At 64.1% G+C, this 19,424-nt stretch carries 13 protein-coding genes; 8 read left to right on the forward strand and 5 right to left on the reverse strand.

Annotation, left to right across the window (positions count from 1 at the left end; genetic code table 11):
- Positions 1-71: 71 nt before the first annotated feature.
- The 4 genes from DUGA2_RS15475 to prpR form a co-directional block, all read right to left on the reverse strand.
- Positions 72-800, reverse strand: a complete 729-nt coding sequence (locus DUGA2_RS15475; protein ID WP_070270191.1) for a LytTR family DNA-binding domain-containing protein — start codon at positions 798-800, stop codon at positions 72-74.
- Complete coding sequence (locus tag DUGA2_RS15480) at positions 800-1,840, reverse strand: sensor histidine kinase (RefSeq protein WP_070270193.1); 1,041 nt, start codon at positions 1,838-1,840, stop codon at positions 800-802. The genes DUGA2_RS15475 and DUGA2_RS15480 overlap by 1 nt, the downstream gene beginning before the upstream one ends.
- Positions 1,841-1,846: 6 nt before the next feature.
- Positions 1,847-2,743 carry an alpha/beta fold hydrolase gene (locus tag DUGA2_RS15485; protein ID WP_070270195.1) on the reverse strand — a complete coding sequence of 299 codons (897 nt, stop codon included), beginning with the start codon at positions 2,741-2,743 and terminating at the stop codon, positions 1,847-1,849.
- 134 nt (positions 2,744-2,877) lie between these two features.
- Positions 2,878-4,536: a propionate catabolism operon regulatory protein PrpR gene (prpR, locus tag DUGA2_RS15490; RefSeq protein WP_070270198.1), complete on the reverse strand. Its 1,659-nt coding sequence runs from the start codon at positions 4,534-4,536 to the stop codon at positions 2,878-2,880.
- Between the two features lie 153 nt (positions 4,537-4,689).
- Here prpR and prpB point away from each other — a divergent pair, with 153 nt between their 5' ends.
- The 8 genes from prpB (at position 4,690) to DUGA2_RS15530 (ending at position 18,309) form a co-directional block, all read left to right on the forward strand.
- Positions 4,690-5,577: a methylisocitrate lyase gene (gene prpB / locus DUGA2_RS15495; RefSeq protein WP_008446489.1), complete on the forward strand. Its 888-nt coding sequence runs from the start codon at positions 4,690-4,692 to the stop codon at positions 5,575-5,577.
- A gap of 16 nt (positions 5,578-5,593) precedes the next feature.
- Entirely contained in the window at positions 5,594-6,739 is a 1,146-nt protein-coding gene (gene prpC / locus DUGA2_RS15500; protein ID WP_070270201.1) for a 2-methylcitrate synthase, read from the forward strand.
- Positions 6,739-9,336, forward strand: coding sequence for a Fe/S-dependent 2-methylisocitrate dehydratase AcnD (gene acnD, locus DUGA2_RS15505; protein ID WP_070270203.1), 2,598 nt, complete (start codon positions 6,739-6,741; stop codon positions 9,334-9,336). The genes prpC and acnD overlap by 1 nt, the downstream gene beginning before the upstream one ends.
- 2 nt (positions 9,337-9,338) lie before the next feature.
- On the forward strand, positions 9,339-10,529 hold the full coding sequence (gene prpF / locus DUGA2_RS15510; RefSeq protein WP_070270206.1) for a 2-methylaconitate cis-trans isomerase PrpF: 1,191 nt from the start codon (positions 9,339-9,341) through the stop codon (positions 10,527-10,529).
- A gap of 25 nt (positions 10,530-10,554) precedes the next feature.
- Entirely contained in the window at positions 10,555-12,456 is a 1,902-nt protein-coding gene (locus DUGA2_RS15515) for a propionate--CoA ligase (protein WP_070270208.1), read from the forward strand.
- A gap of 66 nt (positions 12,457-12,522) precedes the next feature.
- Positions 12,523-12,831 (forward strand): DUF485 domain-containing protein, encoded by a 309-nt coding sequence (locus DUGA2_RS15520; protein ID WP_070270210.1) that lies wholly within the window; start codon positions 12,523-12,525, stop codon positions 12,829-12,831.
- Entirely contained in the window at positions 12,828-14,495 is a 1,668-nt protein-coding gene (locus tag DUGA2_RS15525) for a cation acetate symporter (protein ID WP_070270212.1), read from the forward strand. Before DUGA2_RS15520 ends, DUGA2_RS15525 begins: the two co-directional genes overlap by 4 nt.
- A gap of 178 nt (positions 14,496-14,673) precedes the next feature.
- Positions 14,674-18,309 carry a bifunctional diguanylate cyclase/phosphodiesterase gene (locus DUGA2_RS15530; RefSeq protein WP_070270275.1) on the forward strand — a complete coding sequence of 1,212 codons (3,636 nt, stop codon included), beginning with the start codon at positions 14,674-14,676 and terminating at the stop codon, positions 18,307-18,309.
- Here DUGA2_RS15530 and xth read toward each other — a convergent pair whose 3' ends face one another.
- Positions 18,310-19,074, reverse strand: coding sequence for an exodeoxyribonuclease III (xth, locus tag DUGA2_RS15535; protein ID WP_070270215.1), 765 nt, complete (start codon positions 19,072-19,074; stop codon positions 18,310-18,312).
- Positions 19,075-19,424: the final 350 nt, after the last annotated feature.

The raw sequence follows: 19,424 nt of genomic DNA on the forward strand, positions 1-19,424 counted from the left end.
TGGACACGAGCTCAACCTTAGTTACCGCTAGGGATGACCTCGTGTCCAAATGTCAGACTTGACCCCAATTTTTAGAGGCTGGCCAGGCTCTTGAATTGCGCGGCGCGGCGGCGGGAGACTTCTACTTCGAGGTCGTCGCGCAGCAGCAGGTCCAGGCCTCCGGCTTCGTTCGGCGTGACCTGCTCGATGTAGTCCAGGTTGACGATGTGGCGGCGGCTGGCGCGGAAGAAGCGTTGCGGGTCCAGCCTGTCCTCCAGCTGGTTCAGGGAACGCAGCATCAGCGGCTTGTGATGGTCGAAGTAGACCCGCGTGTAGTTGCCGTCCGATTCGAACAGCCGCACGTCCTGCAGGCCGACGAACCAGCATCGCTCGCCATCCTTGATGAACAGTTTTTTTGCGGCCGTCGGCGCCACCGCCGGTACGCCGGCTGCCGCATACGCCAGCGCGCGGCTGTGGCGCAAGGCGCAGCGCTGCAAGGCCGCCGCCATGCGCGCCGCCTGGATCGGCTTTTGCAGATAGTCCAGCGCATTCACTTCGAAGGCCTGCAACGCGTACTGGTCGAACGCGGTGGTGAAGATCACCTCCGGCGCTTCCTCCAGCGCGGCCAGCATGTCGAAGCCGCTACCGCCCGGCATCTGCACGTCGAGGAATACCAGGTCCGGCTTGAGCGCGGTGATCTGCTGGATGCCATCTGCCGCGTTGACGGCCTCGCCGACGATTTCTACTTCCGGGTGGGCCGCCAGCAAACGGCGCAGCTCTGCGCGCGCCAGGCGTTCGTCGTCGATCAGCAGTGCGCGCATTACGCGGCCTCCGGTAAAGTCATCGTAGCGCGTACCCAGCCACTGTTTTCAGTCAGATCCAGGCTGGCGTTGGAACCCAGCGCCAGCGCCAGGCGCTTGCGGGTGTTGACCAGGCCGACCTTGGTGGAATTGGCAAACGGCAGAATCGCGCCGAGGTTGGCGATCTCGATATGGATCTTGCCGTCGTCCATGCGCTGCGCGCGGATGCGGATCTCGCTGCCGGTGGGGCTGGTCTCGACGCCATATTTGACGGCGTTTTCCACCAGCGTCTGCAAGGCCATCGGCGGGATGCGCACCTGGTCCAGGCCCAGCCCAATCTCCACGCTGACCCGCATGCGCTCTTCGAAACGGATCTTCTCGATCGCCAAATAGGCCTGCACGGCTTCGATCTCCGCCGCCAGCGGCACCGTATCGTTCTGGCCCGATTGCAGCGCATAGCGCATCACGCTGGCCAGTTGATCGATCATCTGCGCGGCGGCATTCTGGTCTTCATAAATCAGCGCGCGCACGCTGTTCATGCTGTTAAAGAAAAAATGAGGATTGACCTGCGCCTGCAAGGCGCGCAGCTCGGCGTCCTTGGCGCTGATCTCCAGCCGCAGCGCCTCCTGCTCGAAGCGGTTGGCGCGGCGCAGCGACAGCACCGCCATGTAGAAGGTGTTCCACACCAGATAAACTCCCCACCAGAACATCAGCGCGCCGGGCACCCAGTACACGCCGTGCACTTCGCCGAATGGTTTGATGACCATGTAGCCGACCGTCTGCACGGCCGTATGGATGACGCCCAATATCAGGATCGCCACCATCATGGACTTCCAGCCGACGCGCACGCCATTGCGGATCTGGCGCTTGAGCAGCCGGTGCCAGGTATCCGAGATAATCAGGCCCGCCACCACGCCCCAGAACGAAATGCCGAGCATGCGCGGGGTGTGGCTGTCGCCCGGCGTCATGGCGATCAGCAGCAGCGGCAGGAACAGCCATCCGGCCAACTGGAACAGCCAGTACCAGTTCAGGCGGGCGAGCAGTGGGCGGTCGTCGGTCATGATGAATTATTTTAAAAAGTTATCGATGCGATCATACATCCAAGCCGGATCGTCGTACATGATGAAGTGGCGGGCAGTGTCCGCAAGCTCCACCTTCACGTTGGGCAGCCGCTGGTACTGGCTCTTGTACATCTGCTCGAACATCGGCTTGGTGCCGAAGTCCTTGTAGGCGTACCAGGCGCCCAGTACCAGCGTCGGCGACTTGATGCGGCTGACCTCTCCGCGCAGGTCTTCGCTCATCATTTCGGTCATGGCGTTGATGACGGTGGCGTGATCGGACAGCTTGCCCCAGCCGGCGGCGCGGTCGATGTCTTCCTGTTTGGTGATCATGCTGCGCAGCGTCTTGAGCTGGTTGGCGCGGTAGGATTCGGGATCCATGGATTCCATGCGGGCGCGCATGCCGGCGGCCATTTCCTTCATCTGCGCAGCGGTAATGCTGGGCATCTGGATCGCTGCCAGTGCAGGCAGCGTGTCGACGATAATCAGGCGGCCTACCTGGTCAGGATGGTCGGCGGCCAGCTTCATGCCGACGAAGCCGCCCAGGCTGTGGCCGATGACGATGGGATGGTCGAATTTGTTGGCGGCGATGTAGTCGCTCAGTTGCTGTTCGACCGCTGGCAGCAGCGGGCCTTCGATGGCGGGCACGCCTGCGAATCCAGCCAGCGTGACGACGTGGCACTGGCGGCTGCCGCAGTAGCGGGCGACGGTGCCGTCCCACACTTCGCCGGACGAGGCCAGGCCGGGGATCAGGATCACAGGAGCGCCCTTGCCGGTGACTTCCACCTTGAACGCCGGATGTGCGGAGGCTGCGGCGCTGCCGGCGGCAACGGCCGGCGCGGCGGCGTAAGCCAGGGCCAGGCTGGCGGCGATGGTGGCGAGACGTTGGGCGAGCGAGCGTTGCATGTTGACCTCCGTTGTTGTAAGTAAGTGAGGCCATGCTATCGCTGCGGCGCGGCGCCGGCGACGACTACTGGATGAACGGTTTGTTGGCAGGGATGAGCGGTAGGCGGCCAGTGCCAGTGCGCTTCCCCGCAGGCTTATTCGCCGTTTTCGGCGCGCAGCTTGCGCCACAGTGTGGTGCGGCTGATGCCGAGGTAGTCGGCGGCGGCGTCGCGGCGGCCGCCGAAGCGGGCCAGCACGGCGCTGATGCTTTCGGCGGACCGACGTTGGGCAGTTGGGGCCATCGCCGTGTCGCCGGGAGCGGCGCCGGTAGCGCTGAGCAGCGGCGCCGCGCGTGCCGCCAGCTCCGGCGCCACGCTGAGGACGAAGGCCGGCGTCAAGGCCTGCAGCGGCTCGGCGGCCAGGAACAGCGCCAGACGCTCGGCCAGGTTGCGCAGCTCGCGCACATTGCCGGGCCAGTCGTAGCGTTGCAGCAGCGGCGCGCAGGCCGCCATCTCTGCATGCAGGTTGGGGTGCGGCCGCGCGCCCAGCGATGCCAGCGCGTTCTTTAGCGACCACTCGGCCAGCGTCATCACGTCTTCCTGCCGCGCGCGCAGCGGCGGCAGCGACAGCCGCAGCACCGCCAGCCGGTAGAACAAGTCGGCGCGGAAGCGGCCCTCACGCACGCGCTGTTCCAGATCGCAGTGCGTGGCGCTGATGATGCGCACGTTGACCGCAATCGGCCGCGTGCCACCGACGCGCACCACCTCGCGCTCTTCCAGCACGCGCAGCAGACGGGTTTGCAGCGTCAACGGCATCTCGCCGATTTCGTCGAGGAACAGCGTGCCGCGATTGGCCGCCTCGAACAAGCCCGCATGGCCGCCGCGCCGCGCACCGGTGAAAGCGCCTTCCTCATGGCCGAACAGTTCGGACTCCAGCAGCGATTCCGCGATCGCGCCGCAATTGACGGCGACGAAGGGGCGGTTCTGCCCCAGCGTGCGCGGGCTCTCGCGATGGATGGCCTGCGCCACCAGCTCCTTGCCGCAGCCGGTCTCTCCTTGTATCAGCACGGTGGCGGGGGACTTCGCATACAGCAGCACGGACTGGCGCAGCGATTCCATCGCTTCCGAATCGCCGCGCAGGTCGTTGATGCCATGCTTGGCGCGCAGCGTATCGGCCACCACGGCGCCGCGCGTGCGGCTGCGGTTCGATTCCAGCTGCGCCAGCCGCGCCATCTCCAGCGCGTCGTCGAAGGCGTGGCGGATCGAGGCGGCCGAATAGACGAAGACGCCGGTCAATCCCGCTTCCTCTGCCAGGTCGGTAATCAGGCCGGCGCCGACGATGGCCTTGATGCCGGCCGCTTTCAAGTCGTTGATCTGGGCGCGCGCATCCTCCTCGGTGGCGTAGGTGCGCTGTTCGACGTCGAAGCCGAAGGTGCCGGCGAATTCGGCCAGCTCCGGCAAGCGCTCCTGATAAGTGACGATGCCGATGCGGTCCGACACGCGCCGCGCCCGCGCCAGTGCCTGCATCACGTCGAAGCCGCTGAACTTGGCGATCACCACCGGCACCGACAGGCGCCCCTTCAGATACGCGGCGTTGGAACCGGCGGCGATGACGGCGTCGCAGCGCTCGGTGGCCATGCGCTCGCGAATGTGGCGAGCCGCTTCGTCGAAGCCCAGGTTGATCGGTTCGATGGTGGCGACGTCGTCGTATTCCAGCGTGATGTCGCGGAAAAGGTCGTAGAGGCGGGAGACGGAAACCGTCCAGATCACCGGTTTGTCGTTGGCGTCGAAGGGCAGGGGAGTGGAATGGCGCATGTTTCAATTGTAGTTCATCTGTTTCGATGTTTCAAAATGAAACGTACGTGAAACGTCGCATTGTCGTAAGTTGTTGATTTGTATAGGGTGATTATCTGGCACGCCCCTTGCAATAACTCCCGCAACTTCATCGCAACATTGAAAGGTAACGACATGACTCAATACTCCGCAGGCGCCGCGTTCCGCAAAGCCGTCCAGGAAGAATCCCCATTGCAGGTGGTCGGCGCGATCAACGCCAACCACGCCCTGCTGGCCAAGCGTGCCGGCTTCAAGGCGATCTACCTGTCGGGCGGCGGCGTGGCCGCGGGTTCGCTCGGCCTGCCGGACCTGGGCATCTCCAACCTGGACGACGTGCTGACCGACGTGCGCCGCATCACCGACGTCTGCGACCTGCCGCTGCTGGTCGATGTCGATACCGGCTTCGGCGCCTCCGCCTTCAACGTGGCGCGCACCGTCAAGTCCATGATCAAGTTCGGCGCCGCCGCCATGCACATCGAAGACCAGGTCGGCGCCAAGCGCTGCGGCCATCGTCCGGGCAAGGAGATCGTCACCAAGCAGGAGATGGTCGACCGCATCAGTGCCGCCGTCGATGCGCGCACCGATGAGAACTTCGTCATCATGGCCCGCACCGATGCGCTGGCCGTCGAAGGCCTGGACGCCGCCATCGAGCGCGCCGTCGCCTGCGTGGAAGCGGGCGCCGACATGATCTTCCCGGAAGCGATGATTAGTCTCGATATGTATAAAAAGTTCGCCGCCGCCGTCAAGGTGCCGGTGCTGGCCAACATCACCGAATTCGGCTCGACGCCGCTGTTCACCGTGGATGAGCTGCGCAGCGCCGATGTGGGCCTGGTGCTGTATCCGCTGTCGGCCTTCCGCGCCATGAACAAGGCTGCGGAAAACGTCTACGGCGCGATCCGCCGCGACGGCACGCAGCAGAATGTACTCGACACCATGCAGACCCGCGCCGAACTGTATGAACGCATCAACTACCACAGCTTCGAGCAGAAGCTGGACGCACTGTTCGCCGCACAGAAGAAATAATCAGGAGACCTATAAAATGACCGAAGCCACTTTCAAACCAAAAAAATCCGTCGCCCTGTCCGGCGTCACCGCTGGTAACACCGCACTGTGCTCCGTCGGCAAAACCGGCAATGACCTGCACTACCGTGGCTACGACATCCTCGATGTCGCCAACACCTGCGAGTTCGAAGAAATCGCCTACCTGCTGGTGCACGGCAAGCTGCCGACCGCCGCCGAGCTGAAAGGCTACAAAGCCAAACTGCGCTCGCTGCGCGGCCTGCCGCAAGCGCTGAAGTCCGCGCTGGAAGCACTGCCTGCATCGGCGCACCCGATGGACGTGATGCGCACCGGCGTATCGGTGCTCGGCTGCACGCTGCCGGAAAAGGACGACCACAACGTACCAGGCGCGCGCGACATCGCCGACCGTCTGATGGCATCCTTCGGCTCGATGCTGCTGTACTGGTACCACTTCAGCCACAACGGCAAACGCATCGACGTCGAAACCGACGACGACTCCATCGGCGGCCACTTCCTGCACCTGCTGCACGGCCACAAGCCGTCCGAGAGCTGGGTGCAGGCGATGCACACCTCGCTGATCCTGTACGCGGAACACGAGTTCAACGCCTCCACCTTCACCAGCCGCGTCATCGCCGGCACGGGTTCGGACATCCACTCGGCCATCACCGGCGCGATCGGCGCGCTGCGCGGCCCTAAACACGGCGGCGCCAACGAATTCGCCTTCGAGATCCAGAAGCGCTACGAAAACGCCGACGAAGCGGAAGCGGACATCCGCAACCGCGTCGCCAACAAGGAAGTCGTGATCGGCTTCGGCCACCCTGTGTACACCATCTCCGACCCGCGCAACGTCGTCATCAAGGAAGTGGCGCGCAAGCTGTCGCAGGAAGCCGGCTCGATGAAGATGTTCGACATCGCCGAGCGCCTGGAAACCGTCATGTGGGACATCAAGAAGATGTTCCCGAACCTGGACTGGTTCTCGGCCGTGTCGTACCACATGATGGGTGTGCCGACCGCGATGTTCACGCCGCTGTTCGTCATCTCGCGCACGTCCGGCTGGGCCGCGCACATCATCGAGCAGCGCATCGACAACAAGATCATTCGTCCAAGCGCGAACTACGTCGGTCCTGAAGACCTGAAGTTCGTCCCGATCAAGGACCGCAAATAATGAACACCCAATTCCGCAAACCCCTGCCGGGCACCAAGCTCGATTACTTCGACGCGCGCGCCGCTGTCGATGCGATCCAGCCAGGCGCCTGGGCCAAGCTGCCGTACACCTCGCGCGTGCTGGCGGAAAACCTGGTGCGCCGCTGCGATCCGGCGACGCTGAATGCCTCGCTGTCGCAGCTGATCGAGCGCAAGCGCGACCTGGACTTCCCATGGTTCCCGGCACGCGTGGTGTGCCACGACATTCTCGGCCAGACCGCGCTGGTCGACCTGGCCGGCCTGCGCGACGCCATCGCGCTGCAAGGCGGCGATCCTGCGCTGGTCAATCCGGTGGTGCCGACCCAGTTGGTGGTCGACCACTCGCTGGCCGTCGAATGCGGCGGCTTCGATCCGGATGCCTTCGACAAGAACCGCGCCATCGAAGACCTCCGCAATGAGGACCGCTTCGACTTCATCAACTGGACCAAGAAGGCGTTCAAGAACGTCGACGTGATCCCGCCAGGTAACGGCATCCTGCACCAGATCAACCTGGAACGCATGTCGCCGGTGATCCAGGCGGTGGACGGCGTGGCCTTCCCGGATACGCTGGTCGGCACCGATTCGCACACGCCGATGGTCGATGCGCTGGGTGTGATCGCCATCGGCGTTGGCGGCCTGGAAGCGGAGAGTGTGATGCTGGGCCGCGCATCGTGGATGCGCCTGCCGGACATCATCGGCGTCGAACTGACGGGCAAGCCGCAAGCCGGCATCACCGCCACCGACACCGTGCTGGCGCTGACCGAATTCCTGCGCAAGCAGAAGGTCGTATCGTCCTACCTGGAGTTCTTCGGCGAAGGCGCTTCGCACCTGACGCTGGGCGACCGCGCAACGATTTCCAACATGGCGCCGGAATATGGCTCCACCGCCGCGATGTTCTACATCGACGAGCAAACCATCAAGTACCTCAAGCTGACCGGCCGCGACGACGAACTGGTCAAGCTGGTGGAGACCTACGCGAAAGAGACGGGCCTGTGGGGCGAAGCCCTGAAGACCGCAGAATACGAGCGCGTGCTGAAGTTCGACCTGTCGTCCGTCGTGCGCACCATCGCCGGCCCGTCGAACCCGCACAACCGCGTGCCGACCTCCGAGCTGGCCGCACGCGGCATCAGCGGCGTGGTGGAGAACGAACCGGGCCTGATGCCTGACGGCGCCGTCATCATCGCCGCCATCACCAGCTGCACCAACACCAACAACCCGCGCAACATGGTCGCAGCAGGCCTGCTGGCCCGTAACGCCAACGCGCGCGGCCTGACCCGCAAGCCGTGGGTGAAAAGCTCGCTGGCGCCGGGCTCCAAGACCGTGACGCTGTACCTGGAAGAAGCGGGGCTGATGCCTGAACTGGAGCAGCTGGGCTTTGGCGTGGTCGCATACGCCTGCACCACCTGCAACGGAATGTCCGGTGCGCTCGATCCGGTGATCCAGAAGGAAGTGATAGCCCGCGACCTGTACGCGACCGCCGTATTGTCGGGCAACCGCAACTTCGATGGCCGCATCCACCCTTACGCCAAGCAGGCTTTCCTGGCTTCGCCGCCGCTGGTGGTGGCCTACGCCATCGCCGGCACGATCCGCTTCGATATCGAGAAGGACGTCCTGGGCATCGACGCCAACGGCCAGCCGGTCACGCTGAAGGATATCTGGCCGACCGACGAAGAGATCGATGCGCTGGTCGCGTCCAGCGTCAAGCCGGCGCAGTACAACAAGGTCTACATCCCGATGTTCGCCAAGCAGGAGGACGATGGCGTCAAAGTGAAGCCGCTGTACGACTGGCGTCCGCAGACCACCTACATCCGCCGTCCGCCGTACTGGGAAGGCGCGCTGGCCGGTGCGCGTCCGCTGAAAGGCATGCTGCCGCTGGCGGTCCTGGGCGATAACATCACCACCGACCACCTGTCGCCATCCAACGCCATCATGCTGAACAGCGCGGCCGGCGAATACCTGGCGAAAATGGGGCTGCCGGAAGAGGACTTCAACTCCTACGCCACCCACCGCGGCGACCACCTGACTGCGCAACGCGCCACCTTCGCCAATCCGACACTGAAGAACGAAATGGTGCGCGATGCGGACGGCAAGGTTAAAGCCGGTTCGCTGGCCCGCGTGGAGCCGGAAGGCAAAGTCACCCGCATGTGGGAAGCCATCGAGACGTACATGGAACGCAAGCAGTCGCTGATCGTGATCGCCGGCGCCGACTACGGCCAGGGCTCGTCGCGCGACTGGGCTGCCAAGGGCGTGCGCCTGGCCGGTGTGGAGGCGATTGTGGCCGAGGGCTTCGAGCGCATCCACCGCACCAATCTGGTCGGCATGGGCGTGCTGCCGCTGGAGTTCCAGCCTGGCGTGAACCGCCTGACGCTGGCGCTGGACGGCACCGAAAGCTATGACGTGATCGGCGAGCGTACGCCGCGTTCGACGCTGACGCTGGTGGTCAATCGCCGCAATGGCGAGCGTGTGGAAGTGCCGGTGATCTGCCGCCTGGATACGGCGGAAGAAGTATCGATCTACGAAGCGGGCGGCGTTCTGCAACGCTTCGCGCAGGACTTCCTCGAATCCGTGAAGGCGGCTTGACCATGGCGCATAAACCGCAAATCAAAATCCCCGCCACGTATATGCGTGGCGGCACCAGCAAGGGCGTGTTCTTCCGGTTGCAGGATTTGCCGGAAGCCGCGCAACAGCCGGGCTCCGCGCGCGATGCCTTGCTGCTGCGCGTGATCGGCAGCCCCGACCCGTACGGCAAGCAGATCGACGGCATGGGCGGCGCTACCTCCAGCACCAGCAAGTCGGTGATTCTGGCGAAAAGCAGCAAGCCTGACCACGATGTCGACTACTTGTTCGGCCAGGTCTCCATCGACAAGGCCTTCGTCGACTGGAGCGGCAACTGCGGCAACCTGTCCGCCGCCGTCGGCGCGTTCGCCATCAGCGGCGGCCTGGTGGACCCGGCCCGCATCCCGCAAGACGGCATGGCCGTGGTGCGCGTATGGCAGGCCAACATCGGCAAGACCATCATCGCCCACGTACCGATGACTAACGGCGAAGTGCAGGAAACCGGCGACTTTGAACTCGACGGCGTCACCTTCCCGGCGGCTGAAGTCCAACTGGAGTTCATGGACCCGGCGGCGGAAGAAGAGGGTGGCGGCGGCTCGATGTTCCCCACCGGCCAATTGGTCGACGAGCTGGAAGTACCAGGCGTCGGCACGATGAAGGCGACCATGATCAACGCCGGCATCCCGACCATCTTCGTCAATGCCGAAGACATCGGCTACCTCGGCACCGAGCTGCAGGACGCGATCAACAGCGATCCTAAAGCGCTGGCGCGGTTCGAACTGATACGCGCACATGGCGCGCTGCGCATGGGCCTCATCAAGCATATCGACGATGCGGCCACGCGCCAGCACACGCCCAAGGTGGCCTTCGTCGCCAAGCCGGCTCCATACGTATCGTCCAGCGGCAAGCAGGTAGCCGCTACCGATGTGGACCTGCTGGTACGCGCCATGTCCATGGGTAAGCTGCACCACGCGATGATGGGCACAGCAGCTGTCGCCATCGGCACGGCGGCGGCGATACCTGGCACGCTGGTCAACCTGGCGGCAGGCGGCGGCGCCCGTGATGCGGTGCGCTTCGGCCATCCATCCGGCACGCTGCGGGTGGGCGCGCAGGCGACGCAGCAGAACGGCGAGTGGAGCGTTACAAAAGCGGTCATGAGCCGCAGCGCCCGCGTGCTGATGGAAGGTTGGGTACGGGTTCCCGGCGATACGTTCTAAGTAAGCCACATACAACGGAGGAGACATGAATTACGCTGATTTCTATCAGTGCTCTATCGTCACGCCTGAACAATTCTGGCACGACGAAGCAGCGCTCATCGATTGGAACGCCCCATGCACGCAGGTGCTGGATTATTCCCATCCTCCGTTCGCCAAATGGTTCGTCGGCGGACAGACGAACCTGTGCCACAACGCGGTGGACCGCTGGTGCGCCACGCAGGGCGACCAGCCCGCGCTGATCGCCATCTCCACCGAAACCAACACGGAGCGCAGCTACAGCTTCAACGAGCTGCAGGCCGAGGTGGAGCGCTGCGCTGCCGTGATGCTGGCGCTGGGCGTCGGCCGTGGCGACCGTGTGCTCATCTACATGCCGATGATCGCCGAGGCGGCGTTTGCGATGCTGGCCTGCGCCCGCATCGGCGCGGTGCACTCGGTGGTGTTCGGCGGGTTTGCCGCCAACAGCCTGGCCAGCCGCATCGACGACGCCAAGCCGGTGCTGATCGTCTCCGCCGATGCCGGTTCACGCGGCGGCAAAGCCATCCCGTACAAGCATCTGCTGGACGAAGCGATCGCACTGTCCGCCGCCAAGCCGGCCAAGGTGCTGCTGGTGGATCGCGGCCTGGCGCCCATGAACCTGGTGGCGGGCCGCGACCAGGACTACGCCAGCCTGCGCGCCGCGCACATCGATGCGCGCGTGCCGGTGACGTGGCTGGAGTCGAACGAGCCGTCCTACATCCTCTACACCTCCGGCACCACCGGAAAACCTAAGGGTGTGCAGCGCGACGTCGGCGGCTACGCGGTGGCGCTGGCGTCATCGATGAAGTACAACTTCTGCAGCAAGGCCGGCGAGACCTTCTTCGCCACTTCCGATATCGGCTGGGTGGTCGGCCATTCCTACATCGTCTACGGCCCGCTGATCGCCGGCATGGCGACCATCATGTATGAAGGCACGCCGATCTGCCCGGACGCGGGTATCTGGTGGAGCATCGTCGAGAAGTACAAGGTCACGCGCATGTTCTCCGCGCCGACGGCGATCCGCGTGCTGCGCAAGCAGCCGCCGGAGTTCATGCGCAAGTACGACCTGTCGTCGCTGCGCGCGCTATACCTGGCGGGCGAGCCGCTGGACGAAACCACGTCGCAATGGATATCCGGCGAACTGGGCGTGCCCATCATCGACAACTACTGGCAGACCGAAACCGGCTGGCCAATACTCTCCATCGCCAAGGGTGTGGAAGACCTGCCGACGCGGCTGGGCAGTCCCGGCGTGGCGATGTATGGCTACAAGGTCAAGCTGGTCAACGAATCCACCGGCGAGGAATGCGGCGCCAACGAGAAGGGCGTGGTGATGATCGAAGGGCCGCTGCCGCCGGGCTGCATGCAAACCGTGTACGGCGACGACCAGCGCTTCGTCGACACCTACTGGACCGCCAGCGGCGGGCAGCAGCTGTATTCGACCTTCGACTGGGGCGTGCGCGACGCCGACGGCTACTACTTCATCCTTGGCCGCACCGACGACGTGATCAACGTCGCCGGCCACCGCCTCGGCACGCGCGAGATCGAGGAGTCCATCTCCAGCCACGCCAACGTTTCCGAGGTGGCGGTGGTGGGCGTGGAGGACAAGCTCAAAGGCCAGGTGGCGGTGGCCTTCGTCATCGTCAAGGACGCGTCGCGCGTCGTCGGCGACGAGGCTTGCGCATTGCTGGAACGCGAAATCCTGGGCGTGGTCGATCGCCAGCTGGGCGCGGTGGCGCGGCCGTCGCGGGTGTACTTCGTGCCGCAGCTGCCGAAGACGCGTTCGGGAAAACTGCTGCGCCGTTCGATACAGGCGATCTGCGAGGGCCGCAATCCCGGTGACCTGACCTCCATCGAAGATCCGGCGTCGCTGCAGCAGATACAACGGGTGTTGCAAGCGGGTGTGGCGAAATAGTGTGCGCGTAAGGGGCCGGTAAGTCTCGCTGTTTATTGTTGTGACAAACAACAGAGGAGACACACCATGCATGACGATCTGGTTCAAAAAATAAAGCGCGACCCCAGCTACCACAAGCTAGTCCGGATACGCTCACGCTTCGGCTGGGCGCTGACGGCGGTGATGATGCTGGTCTATTACGGCTACATCCTGCTGATCGCCTTCGACAAGGAACTGCTGGCGTCCAAGACCGGCGCCGGCGTGATGACCTGGGGGATGCCGCTTGGTCTGTTCGTAATCGTGTTCACGGTGCTGGTGACGGGCCTGTATGTACGCCGCGCCAACAAGCAGTTCGACGACCTGACCCAGGCCATCCACGACCGGGTGCAATCATGAACGCGGCCAAGCGTAGCCTGGGTTTGTTCGCGGTGATGTTGTGCGCCAGCGGCGCGGCCCTCGCGGCCGGCGCCGATCTGGGGCAGGCGACCAAGCAGCCCGTCAACTGGACCGCGATCTCGATGTTCGGCGCGTTCGTCATCTTCACGCTGTTCGTCACCAAGTGGGCGGCGGCCAAGACCAAGTCGGCGGCCGACTTCTACACCGCCGGCGGCGGCATCACCGGCTTCCAGAACGGCCTGGCCATCGCCGGCGACTACATGTCGGCGGCATCGTTCCTCGGCATTTCCGCCGCCGTGTTCCTCAACGGTTACGATGGATTGATCTACGCCATCGGCTTCCTGGTCGGCTGGCCGGTGATCACCTTCCTGATGGCGGAGCGCCTGCGCAACCTGGGCCGCTTCACCTTCGCCGATGTCGCGGCCTACCGCTTCAAGCAGGCGCCTATCCGCATCTTCTCCGCCTCCGGCACGCTGGTGGTGGTGGCCTTCTACCTGATCGCGCAGATGGTCGGCGCGGGGCAGTTGATCAAGCTGCTGTTCGGCCTTGAGTACTGGATCGCGGTGGTGCTGGTCGGTTCGCTGATGATGATCTACGTGCTGTTCGGCGGCATGACGGCCACCACCTGGGTGCAGATCATCAAGGCCGTGATGCTGCTTGGCGGCGCGACCTTCATGGCGGTCGTGGTGCTGGCGCAGTTCAATTTCAGCCCGGAGGCGCTGTTCGCCAAATCGGTCGAAGTGCACGCCAAGAAGGATGCCATCATGGGCCCCGGCACCTTCATCAAGGATCCCGTGTCGGCGATCTCGTTCGGCATGGCGCTGATGTTCGGCACCGCCGGCCTGCCGCACATCCTGATGCGCTTCTTCACCGTGCCAAGCGCGAAGGAAGCGCGCAAGTCGGTGTTCTGGGCCACCAGCTGGATCGCCTACTTCTACGTGCTGACCTTCATCATCGGCTTCGGCGCCATCGTTTTGGTGAGCACCAACCCCGAGTTCAAGGACGCCGCCGGCAAACTGCTGGGCGGGAACAATATGGCCGCGATCCACCTGGCCAAGGCCGTGGGCGGCAACGTCTTCCTCGGCTTTATCTCGGCCGTGGCCTTCGCCACCATCCTGGCGGTGGTGGCGGGGTTGACGCTGTCCGGCGCTTCGGCCGTCTCGCACGACCTGTACGCCACCGTCATCAAGAAGGGCAAGGCCAGCAGCGCCAAGGAGCTGTACGTGTCGCGCCTGACCACCGTCGCGCTGGGTATCGTCGCCGTGGTGCTGGGCATCGTGTTCGAGAAGCAGAACATCGCCTTCATGGTGTCGCTGGCCTTCGCCATCGCCGCCTCGGCCAACTTCCCCGTGCTGTTCATGTCCGTGCTGTGGAAGGATTGCACCACGCGTGGCGCCACCATCGGCGGCTTCGTCGGCCTGATCACGGCCGTGGTGCTGACCGTGGTGTCGAAATCGGTGTGGGTCGATGTGCTGGGCCATGCGGACGCGCTGTTCCCTTATGCGTCGCCGGCCATCTTCTCGATGCCGGCCGCTTTCGCCAGCATCTGGCTGTTCTCGATGCTGGACCGCAGCCCGCGGGCGCGCATCGACCGCGCCGGCTACGAGGCGCAGGAGATGCGCTCCGAGACTGGCATCGGCGCGGCCGGAGCGACCGCTCACTGATAGAATTGACAAGTGGTCCGATGACAACAATGCCCGGCTCGCCGGGCATTGTCGTTTTTAGGGGCGTCGCACGGCGGGCGTGATGGCTAATGAGCCCAATGTGGTTTATGATCTGCCAACTATGCTGCCGTGAAGTAACGGGCGAGGTGGCATCTTTTTTCGGGTGCCTTTGGTGTACATGAATCGAGCTTCGACTAATCCTGACTTTGTGGCGGACGCACTGGCGCTGATCGGCGTTCCTGCGTGCGCCTACAGCGATGACGGCGTGGTGGTGGCCGCCAATTGGGAGCTGATCGATTTGCTGGGCGCCGATCCGTGCGGCCGCCCGGCGGCCGAGCTGTTTGCGCGCCACGTGCGCGCGGCCAGCGCCGAGCATCTGGACACGGCCATGCTGTCGGGGACCTTCGGCGTGCGCTGGGACAGCTGCCTGACCTGCGCCAACGGCCAATACCTGTCTGTGCAGGCCAAGGCCAAGGCGCTGCCGGCCGGCGCGTCGGGCGGCACCATCGTCTTCCACGACATCAGCGCGGTCGAGCGCGACCAGCGCTCCCTGCGCAAGACGCTGCTGGAGCAGCAGGCCATCCTGGAGAATGCCGCAGTCGGCATCCTGTTCAGCAAGGACGGCGTTATCCAGGAATGCAATATCCGTTGCGCCGAAATGCTGGGCTACAGCCGCCAGGAGCTCGAAGGCGTGGGCTCGGTGACGGTGTATCCGAGCGAGGAGGACTTCGTCGACATGGGCCGCAAGGCCGGGCCGCCGTTGTCGCAGGGTCTGTCCTTCATGCAGGAGGCGCAGCTGCGCCGCAAGGACGGCTCGCTGTTCTGGGCGCGCGTGTTCGGCCGCGCCATCGATCCGATCAACACCGCCGAAGGCACGGTGTGGATCATGGAAGACATCAACGAGCACCGCATCGACGAGGAAAAGCTGCGCCGCGCGCTGCTGGAGATGCAGGCCATCATGGACAGCGCACCGCTGGCGATCGGCTTCCAGCGCGACAACCGCATCCTGCGCTACAACCACCGCTTCGCCGAATTCTTCGGCTTCAGCGACGACGATGGCGTCGGCCAGCTGACGTCGACGCTGTACCCGTCGCAGCAAGCGTTCGACGCGGTGGTGAAGAAGGCGCGGCCGCTGCTGGCGCGCGGCAAGCCATACCAGGCCGAGATGGAGATGCGGCGCCAGGACGGCTCCACCTTCTGGGCCCACGCCTTCGGCTATGTGATCAATCCGGGCCGCACGCAGCAGGACACGATCTGGATCTTCGACGACCGCAGCGCGCAGAAGCAGCACGAGGAAGCCACGCGGCAGCTGCTGCTGGAGCAGAAGGCCATCCTGGACAACGCCTCGGTCGGCATCCTGTTCAGCAAGGCGCAGGTCATGTTGAGCTGTAATCCGCGCATGGCGGAGATGTTCGGCTACGGCATCGACGAGATGATAGGCCAGCCGTCGGCGATGGTGTTCCCGTCGCAGGCGCAGTACGAGGAATTCGGCCGCGAGGCGGCGCCGTTGCTGGGCACCGGCCAGCCGTTCGAGAAAAAGGAATACGAATTCAAGCGCCGCGACGGCAGCCTGTTCTGGTGCCGCGTGCGCGCCAAGGCGGTCGACGACGAGCATAGCGAAGGCGGCACCATCTGGATCCTGGAGGACGTGACCGCCACGCGCCAGACCCAGATGGAAGTCGAGGCCATCATGACCAACGCCTCGATGAGCATCCTGTTCACCAAGAACCGCGTCATCACGCGCTACAACCGCGGCTTCGCCGAGATGTTCCGCTACGCCGGCGACGCCGGCCTGGGCTTGCCCGGACTGGCCTTGTATCCGTCGCAGGAAGCCTACGACAGGCTGGGCGCGCAGGCCTATCCCTTCCTCTCCATCGGCAAGCCGTTCCAGACCGAGATCGAGATGCGCCGCGCCGACGACACGCTGATGTGGGCGCAGCTGATCGGCTACGTCGTCAATCCGGACGATCCGACACAGGGCACGATCTGGGTGATCGAAGACCGCACCGAGCAAAAGCGCGCCGAGGAATCGCTGCGCAACGCGCTGCTGGAGAACCAGGCCATCCTGGACAGCGCGGTGCTGGGCATCTCGGTGGTGGAGCAGGGCCGCAACCTGCGCTGCAACACCAAGATGGAAGAGCTGTTCGGCTACGCGCCGGGCGAGATGAACCAGCTGAGCGTGCAAGCCTTCTACGCCGACAAGGACGCGTGGGAAGCGGCGCGCGCCGCCACGGCGGAGGATTTCCACGCCGGCCGCGTGCACGCCTCCGAGTACCAGCTGGTGCGCAAGGACGGCAGCACGTTCTGGGGCCGCCTGTCCGGCCGGCCGTTCGACCTGGCCAAGGCCACCGGCCGTTCGGTGTGGCTGGTGGACGACATCACCGAGCGGCGCGAGGCGGCGGAAGCGGTCAGCCGCGCGCGCGACGAGCTGGAGGTGCGGGTGCTGGAGCGCACCGCCGAACTGGCCGGCGCCAACGCGCTGCTGCAGGGCGAGATCGTCGAACGTCGCCAGGCCGAGGCGCGCGTGCACCACATGGCTTACCACGACAGCCTGACCGGCCTGCCGAACCGCGCGCTGCTGTCGGACAGGCTGGACCGCGCCATGCTGGCTGCCCAGCGTTCCGAGCGCCGCCTGGCGGTGATGTTCATCGACCTGGATCGCTTCAAGACCATCAACGACTCGCTGGGCCACATGACCGGCGACCAGCTGCTGAAGGAAGTGGCGGGGCGCTTGTGCCGCGCGGTGCGCGCCAGCGATACCGTGGCGCGCCTGGGCGGCGACGAGTTCGTGGTGCTGGTGCCCGGCATCCGCAGCGCGGACGAGGCCAGCCACGTGGCCGAGAAGATTATCGAGGCCTTGTCGGAGAGCTTCCCGCTGGAGGGGCGCAACCTGCACATCACGCCGTCCATCGGCATCTGCGTGTATCCGGACGACGGCGGCGACGTCGAAACGCTGATGCGCCACGCCGACGCCGCCATGTACCACGCCAAGGCCAGCGGCAGGAACAATTACCAGTATTTCAAAGAGGCGATGAACCAGACGGCGGCCCAGCACTTCGAGCTGGAGTCCAGCCTGCGCAGCGCGCTGGTGCAGGACGAGTTCGAGCTGCACTTCCAGCCCATCATGGATATCGGCACGCGCCGCCTGCATACGATGGAAGTGCTGCTGCGCTGGCGGCGCGGCGGCACGCTGGTGCTGCCGGACCATTTCATCCCCATCATCGAAGAGAATGGCCTGATCGTGCCGGTCGGCGAGTGGGTGATACGCCAGGCCTGCCAGCAAAGCATGGCGTGGCAGCGCGCCGGCCTGGCGCCGGTGCCGCTGGCGGTCAACCTGTCGCCGCGCCAGTTCATGCACCGGGGGCTGATCGCGTCGATCCGGGGCATCCTCGACGAAACCGGCATCGATCCTTCGCTGATCGAGTTCGAGATCACCGAGACGGCGCTGATGCAGCACGGCGAGCAGACGCTGGACATCCTGGGGCAGATCAACGCCATGGGCATCCGCCTGTCGATCGACGATTTCGGCACGGGCTATTCGAGCCTGGCCTACCTGAAGCGCTTCCCGGTCAAGAAGATCAAGATCGACCGCGCCTTCATCAAGGATCTGGAAGACAGCGCGGAGGACCGCGCCATCGTGGCGGCCATCATCGCGCTGTCGGACAGCCTGCAGCTGTCGGTGGTGGCGGAGGGGGTGGAGACGGAAGGGCAGTATGCGCTACTGCAGCGCAACGGCTGCCAGTATGCGCAGGGCTATCTGTTCTCGCAGCCGGTGCCGCACGAGACGGCCCAGCTGCTGCTGCCGCGTCTCTAGTTAGTCGAGCGTGGCGATCACGGGAGCGTGGTCGGACGGCTGTTCCCATTTGCGTGGCGCGCGGTCGATCACGCAGGCGCTGCAGCGGGCCACCAGTGCCGGCGACAGCAGGATGTGGTCGATGCGCAGTCCCTTGTTGAGGCGGAAGCCCAAGGCGCGGTAATCCCACCAGCTGAACGATTTTTCCGGCTGTTCGAACAGGCGGTAGGAATCGGTCAGGCCGATGTCGAGCAGGCGGGTGAGGGCGGCGCGCTCCTTGTCGGACACCAGCACCTGGCCTTCCCAGGCGGCAGGGTCGTGGACGTCGCGGTCTTCCGGCGCGATGTTGTAATCGCCCAGCACCGCCAGCTGCGGATGGACGGCGGCTTCCTCCTTGATCCAGTCGTGGAAGGCGGACAACCAGCCCAGCTTGTACTCGTACTTGTCGGAGTCGACGCTCTGGCCGTTGGGCACGTAGGCGCACACGATGCGCACGCCGTCGATGGTGGCGGCCAGGATGCGCTGCTGCGCGTCTTCGTAGCGCGGGTTGTTCTTGACCACGTCGGCAAGCGGCAGCTTGGACAGGATGGCGACGCCGTTGTACGTCTTCTGGCCGCTGAAGGCGACGTGGTAGCCGGCGGCCTCGATGGCGGCCACCGGAAACTTGTCGTCCGTTAATTTTGTTTCTTGAATACAGAGGACATCGATGGGATTCTCCTCTAGCCATTTCAAGACGTGCGTCAGCCGAACGTTGAGTGAGTTAACATTCCATGTGGCTATTTTCATCTGAGTCTGTGTCCATGCGGGTTGGCGGGGGCTGCTAGCTTACAGGGATGAATCTTACAGCATCTTGATTTAACACATGAGATTGTTAATTTGACGATTTTTATAAAAAAACATGAAAAAGCCTTTCGTGCGCGCACTACGAGGCCCTAAAATGTTGCAAAATGTGTGAAATCAAAAAAAAATTGCTAGGAGTGTCTCCTTGTTGTCAAAATAGAACGGTAAATAAAGACAAAATAAGCAAAAGAGAAATATACTGATACAAATTAAGTGGAAAACTTGTGTTTCCGTGGGGCAATCAAAAATAGCAGGGTACCGGGTACATTTTTATGTTGTGGCTTAACAATAAATGG

This window comes from Duganella sp. HH101, from assembly GCF_001758795.1.
Classification (GTDB): Bacteria; Pseudomonadota; Gammaproteobacteria; order Burkholderiales; family Burkholderiaceae_D; genus Rugamonas; species Rugamonas rivuli.

Bases quoted from the DNA above. Each gene is read 5' to 3' on its own strand.
- DUGA2_RS15515 (WP_070270208.1), top strand. From the start codon at position 10,555: ATGAATTACGCTGATTTCTATCAGTGCTCTATCGTCACGCCTGAACAA.
- acnD (WP_070270203.1), top strand. From the start codon at position 6,739: ATGAACACCCAATTCCGCAAACCCCTGCCGGGCACCAAGCTCGATTAC.
- DUGA2_RS15475 (WP_070270191.1), bottom strand. From the start codon at position 800: ATGCGCGCACTGCTGATCGACGACGAACGCCTGGCGCGCGCAGAGCTG.
- DUGA2_RS15480 (WP_070270193.1), bottom strand. From the start codon at position 1,840: ATGACCGACGACCGCCCACTGCTCGCCCGCCTGAACTGGTACTGGCTG.
- prpB (WP_008446489.1), top strand. From the start codon at position 4,690: ATGACTCAATACTCCGCAGGCGCCGCGTTCCGCAAAGCCGTCCAGGAA.
- DUGA2_RS15520 (WP_070270210.1), top strand. From the start codon at position 12,523: ATGCATGACGATCTGGTTCAAAAAATAAAGCGCGACCCCAGCTACCAC.
- xth (WP_070270215.1), bottom strand. From the start codon at position 19,074: ATGAAAATAGCCACATGGAATGTTAACTCACTCAACGTTCGGCTGACG.
- DUGA2_RS15525 (WP_070270212.1), top strand. From the start codon at position 12,828: ATGAACGCGGCCAAGCGTAGCCTGGGTTTGTTCGCGGTGATGTTGTGC.
- DUGA2_RS15485 (WP_070270195.1), bottom strand. From the start codon at position 2,743: ATGCAACGCTCGCTCGCCCAACGTCTCGCCACCATCGCCGCCAGCCTG.
- prpF (WP_070270206.1), top strand. From the start codon at position 9,339: ATGGCGCATAAACCGCAAATCAAAATCCCCGCCACGTATATGCGTGGC.
- prpC (WP_070270201.1), top strand. From the start codon at position 5,594: ATGACCGAAGCCACTTTCAAACCAAAAAAATCCGTCGCCCTGTCCGGC.
- prpR (WP_070270198.1), bottom strand. From the start codon at position 4,536: ATGCGCCATTCCACTCCCCTGCCCTTCGACGCCAACGACAAACCGGTG.
- DUGA2_RS15530 (WP_070270275.1), top strand. From the start codon at position 14,674: ATGAATCGAGCTTCGACTAATCCTGACTTTGTGGCGGACGCACTGGCG.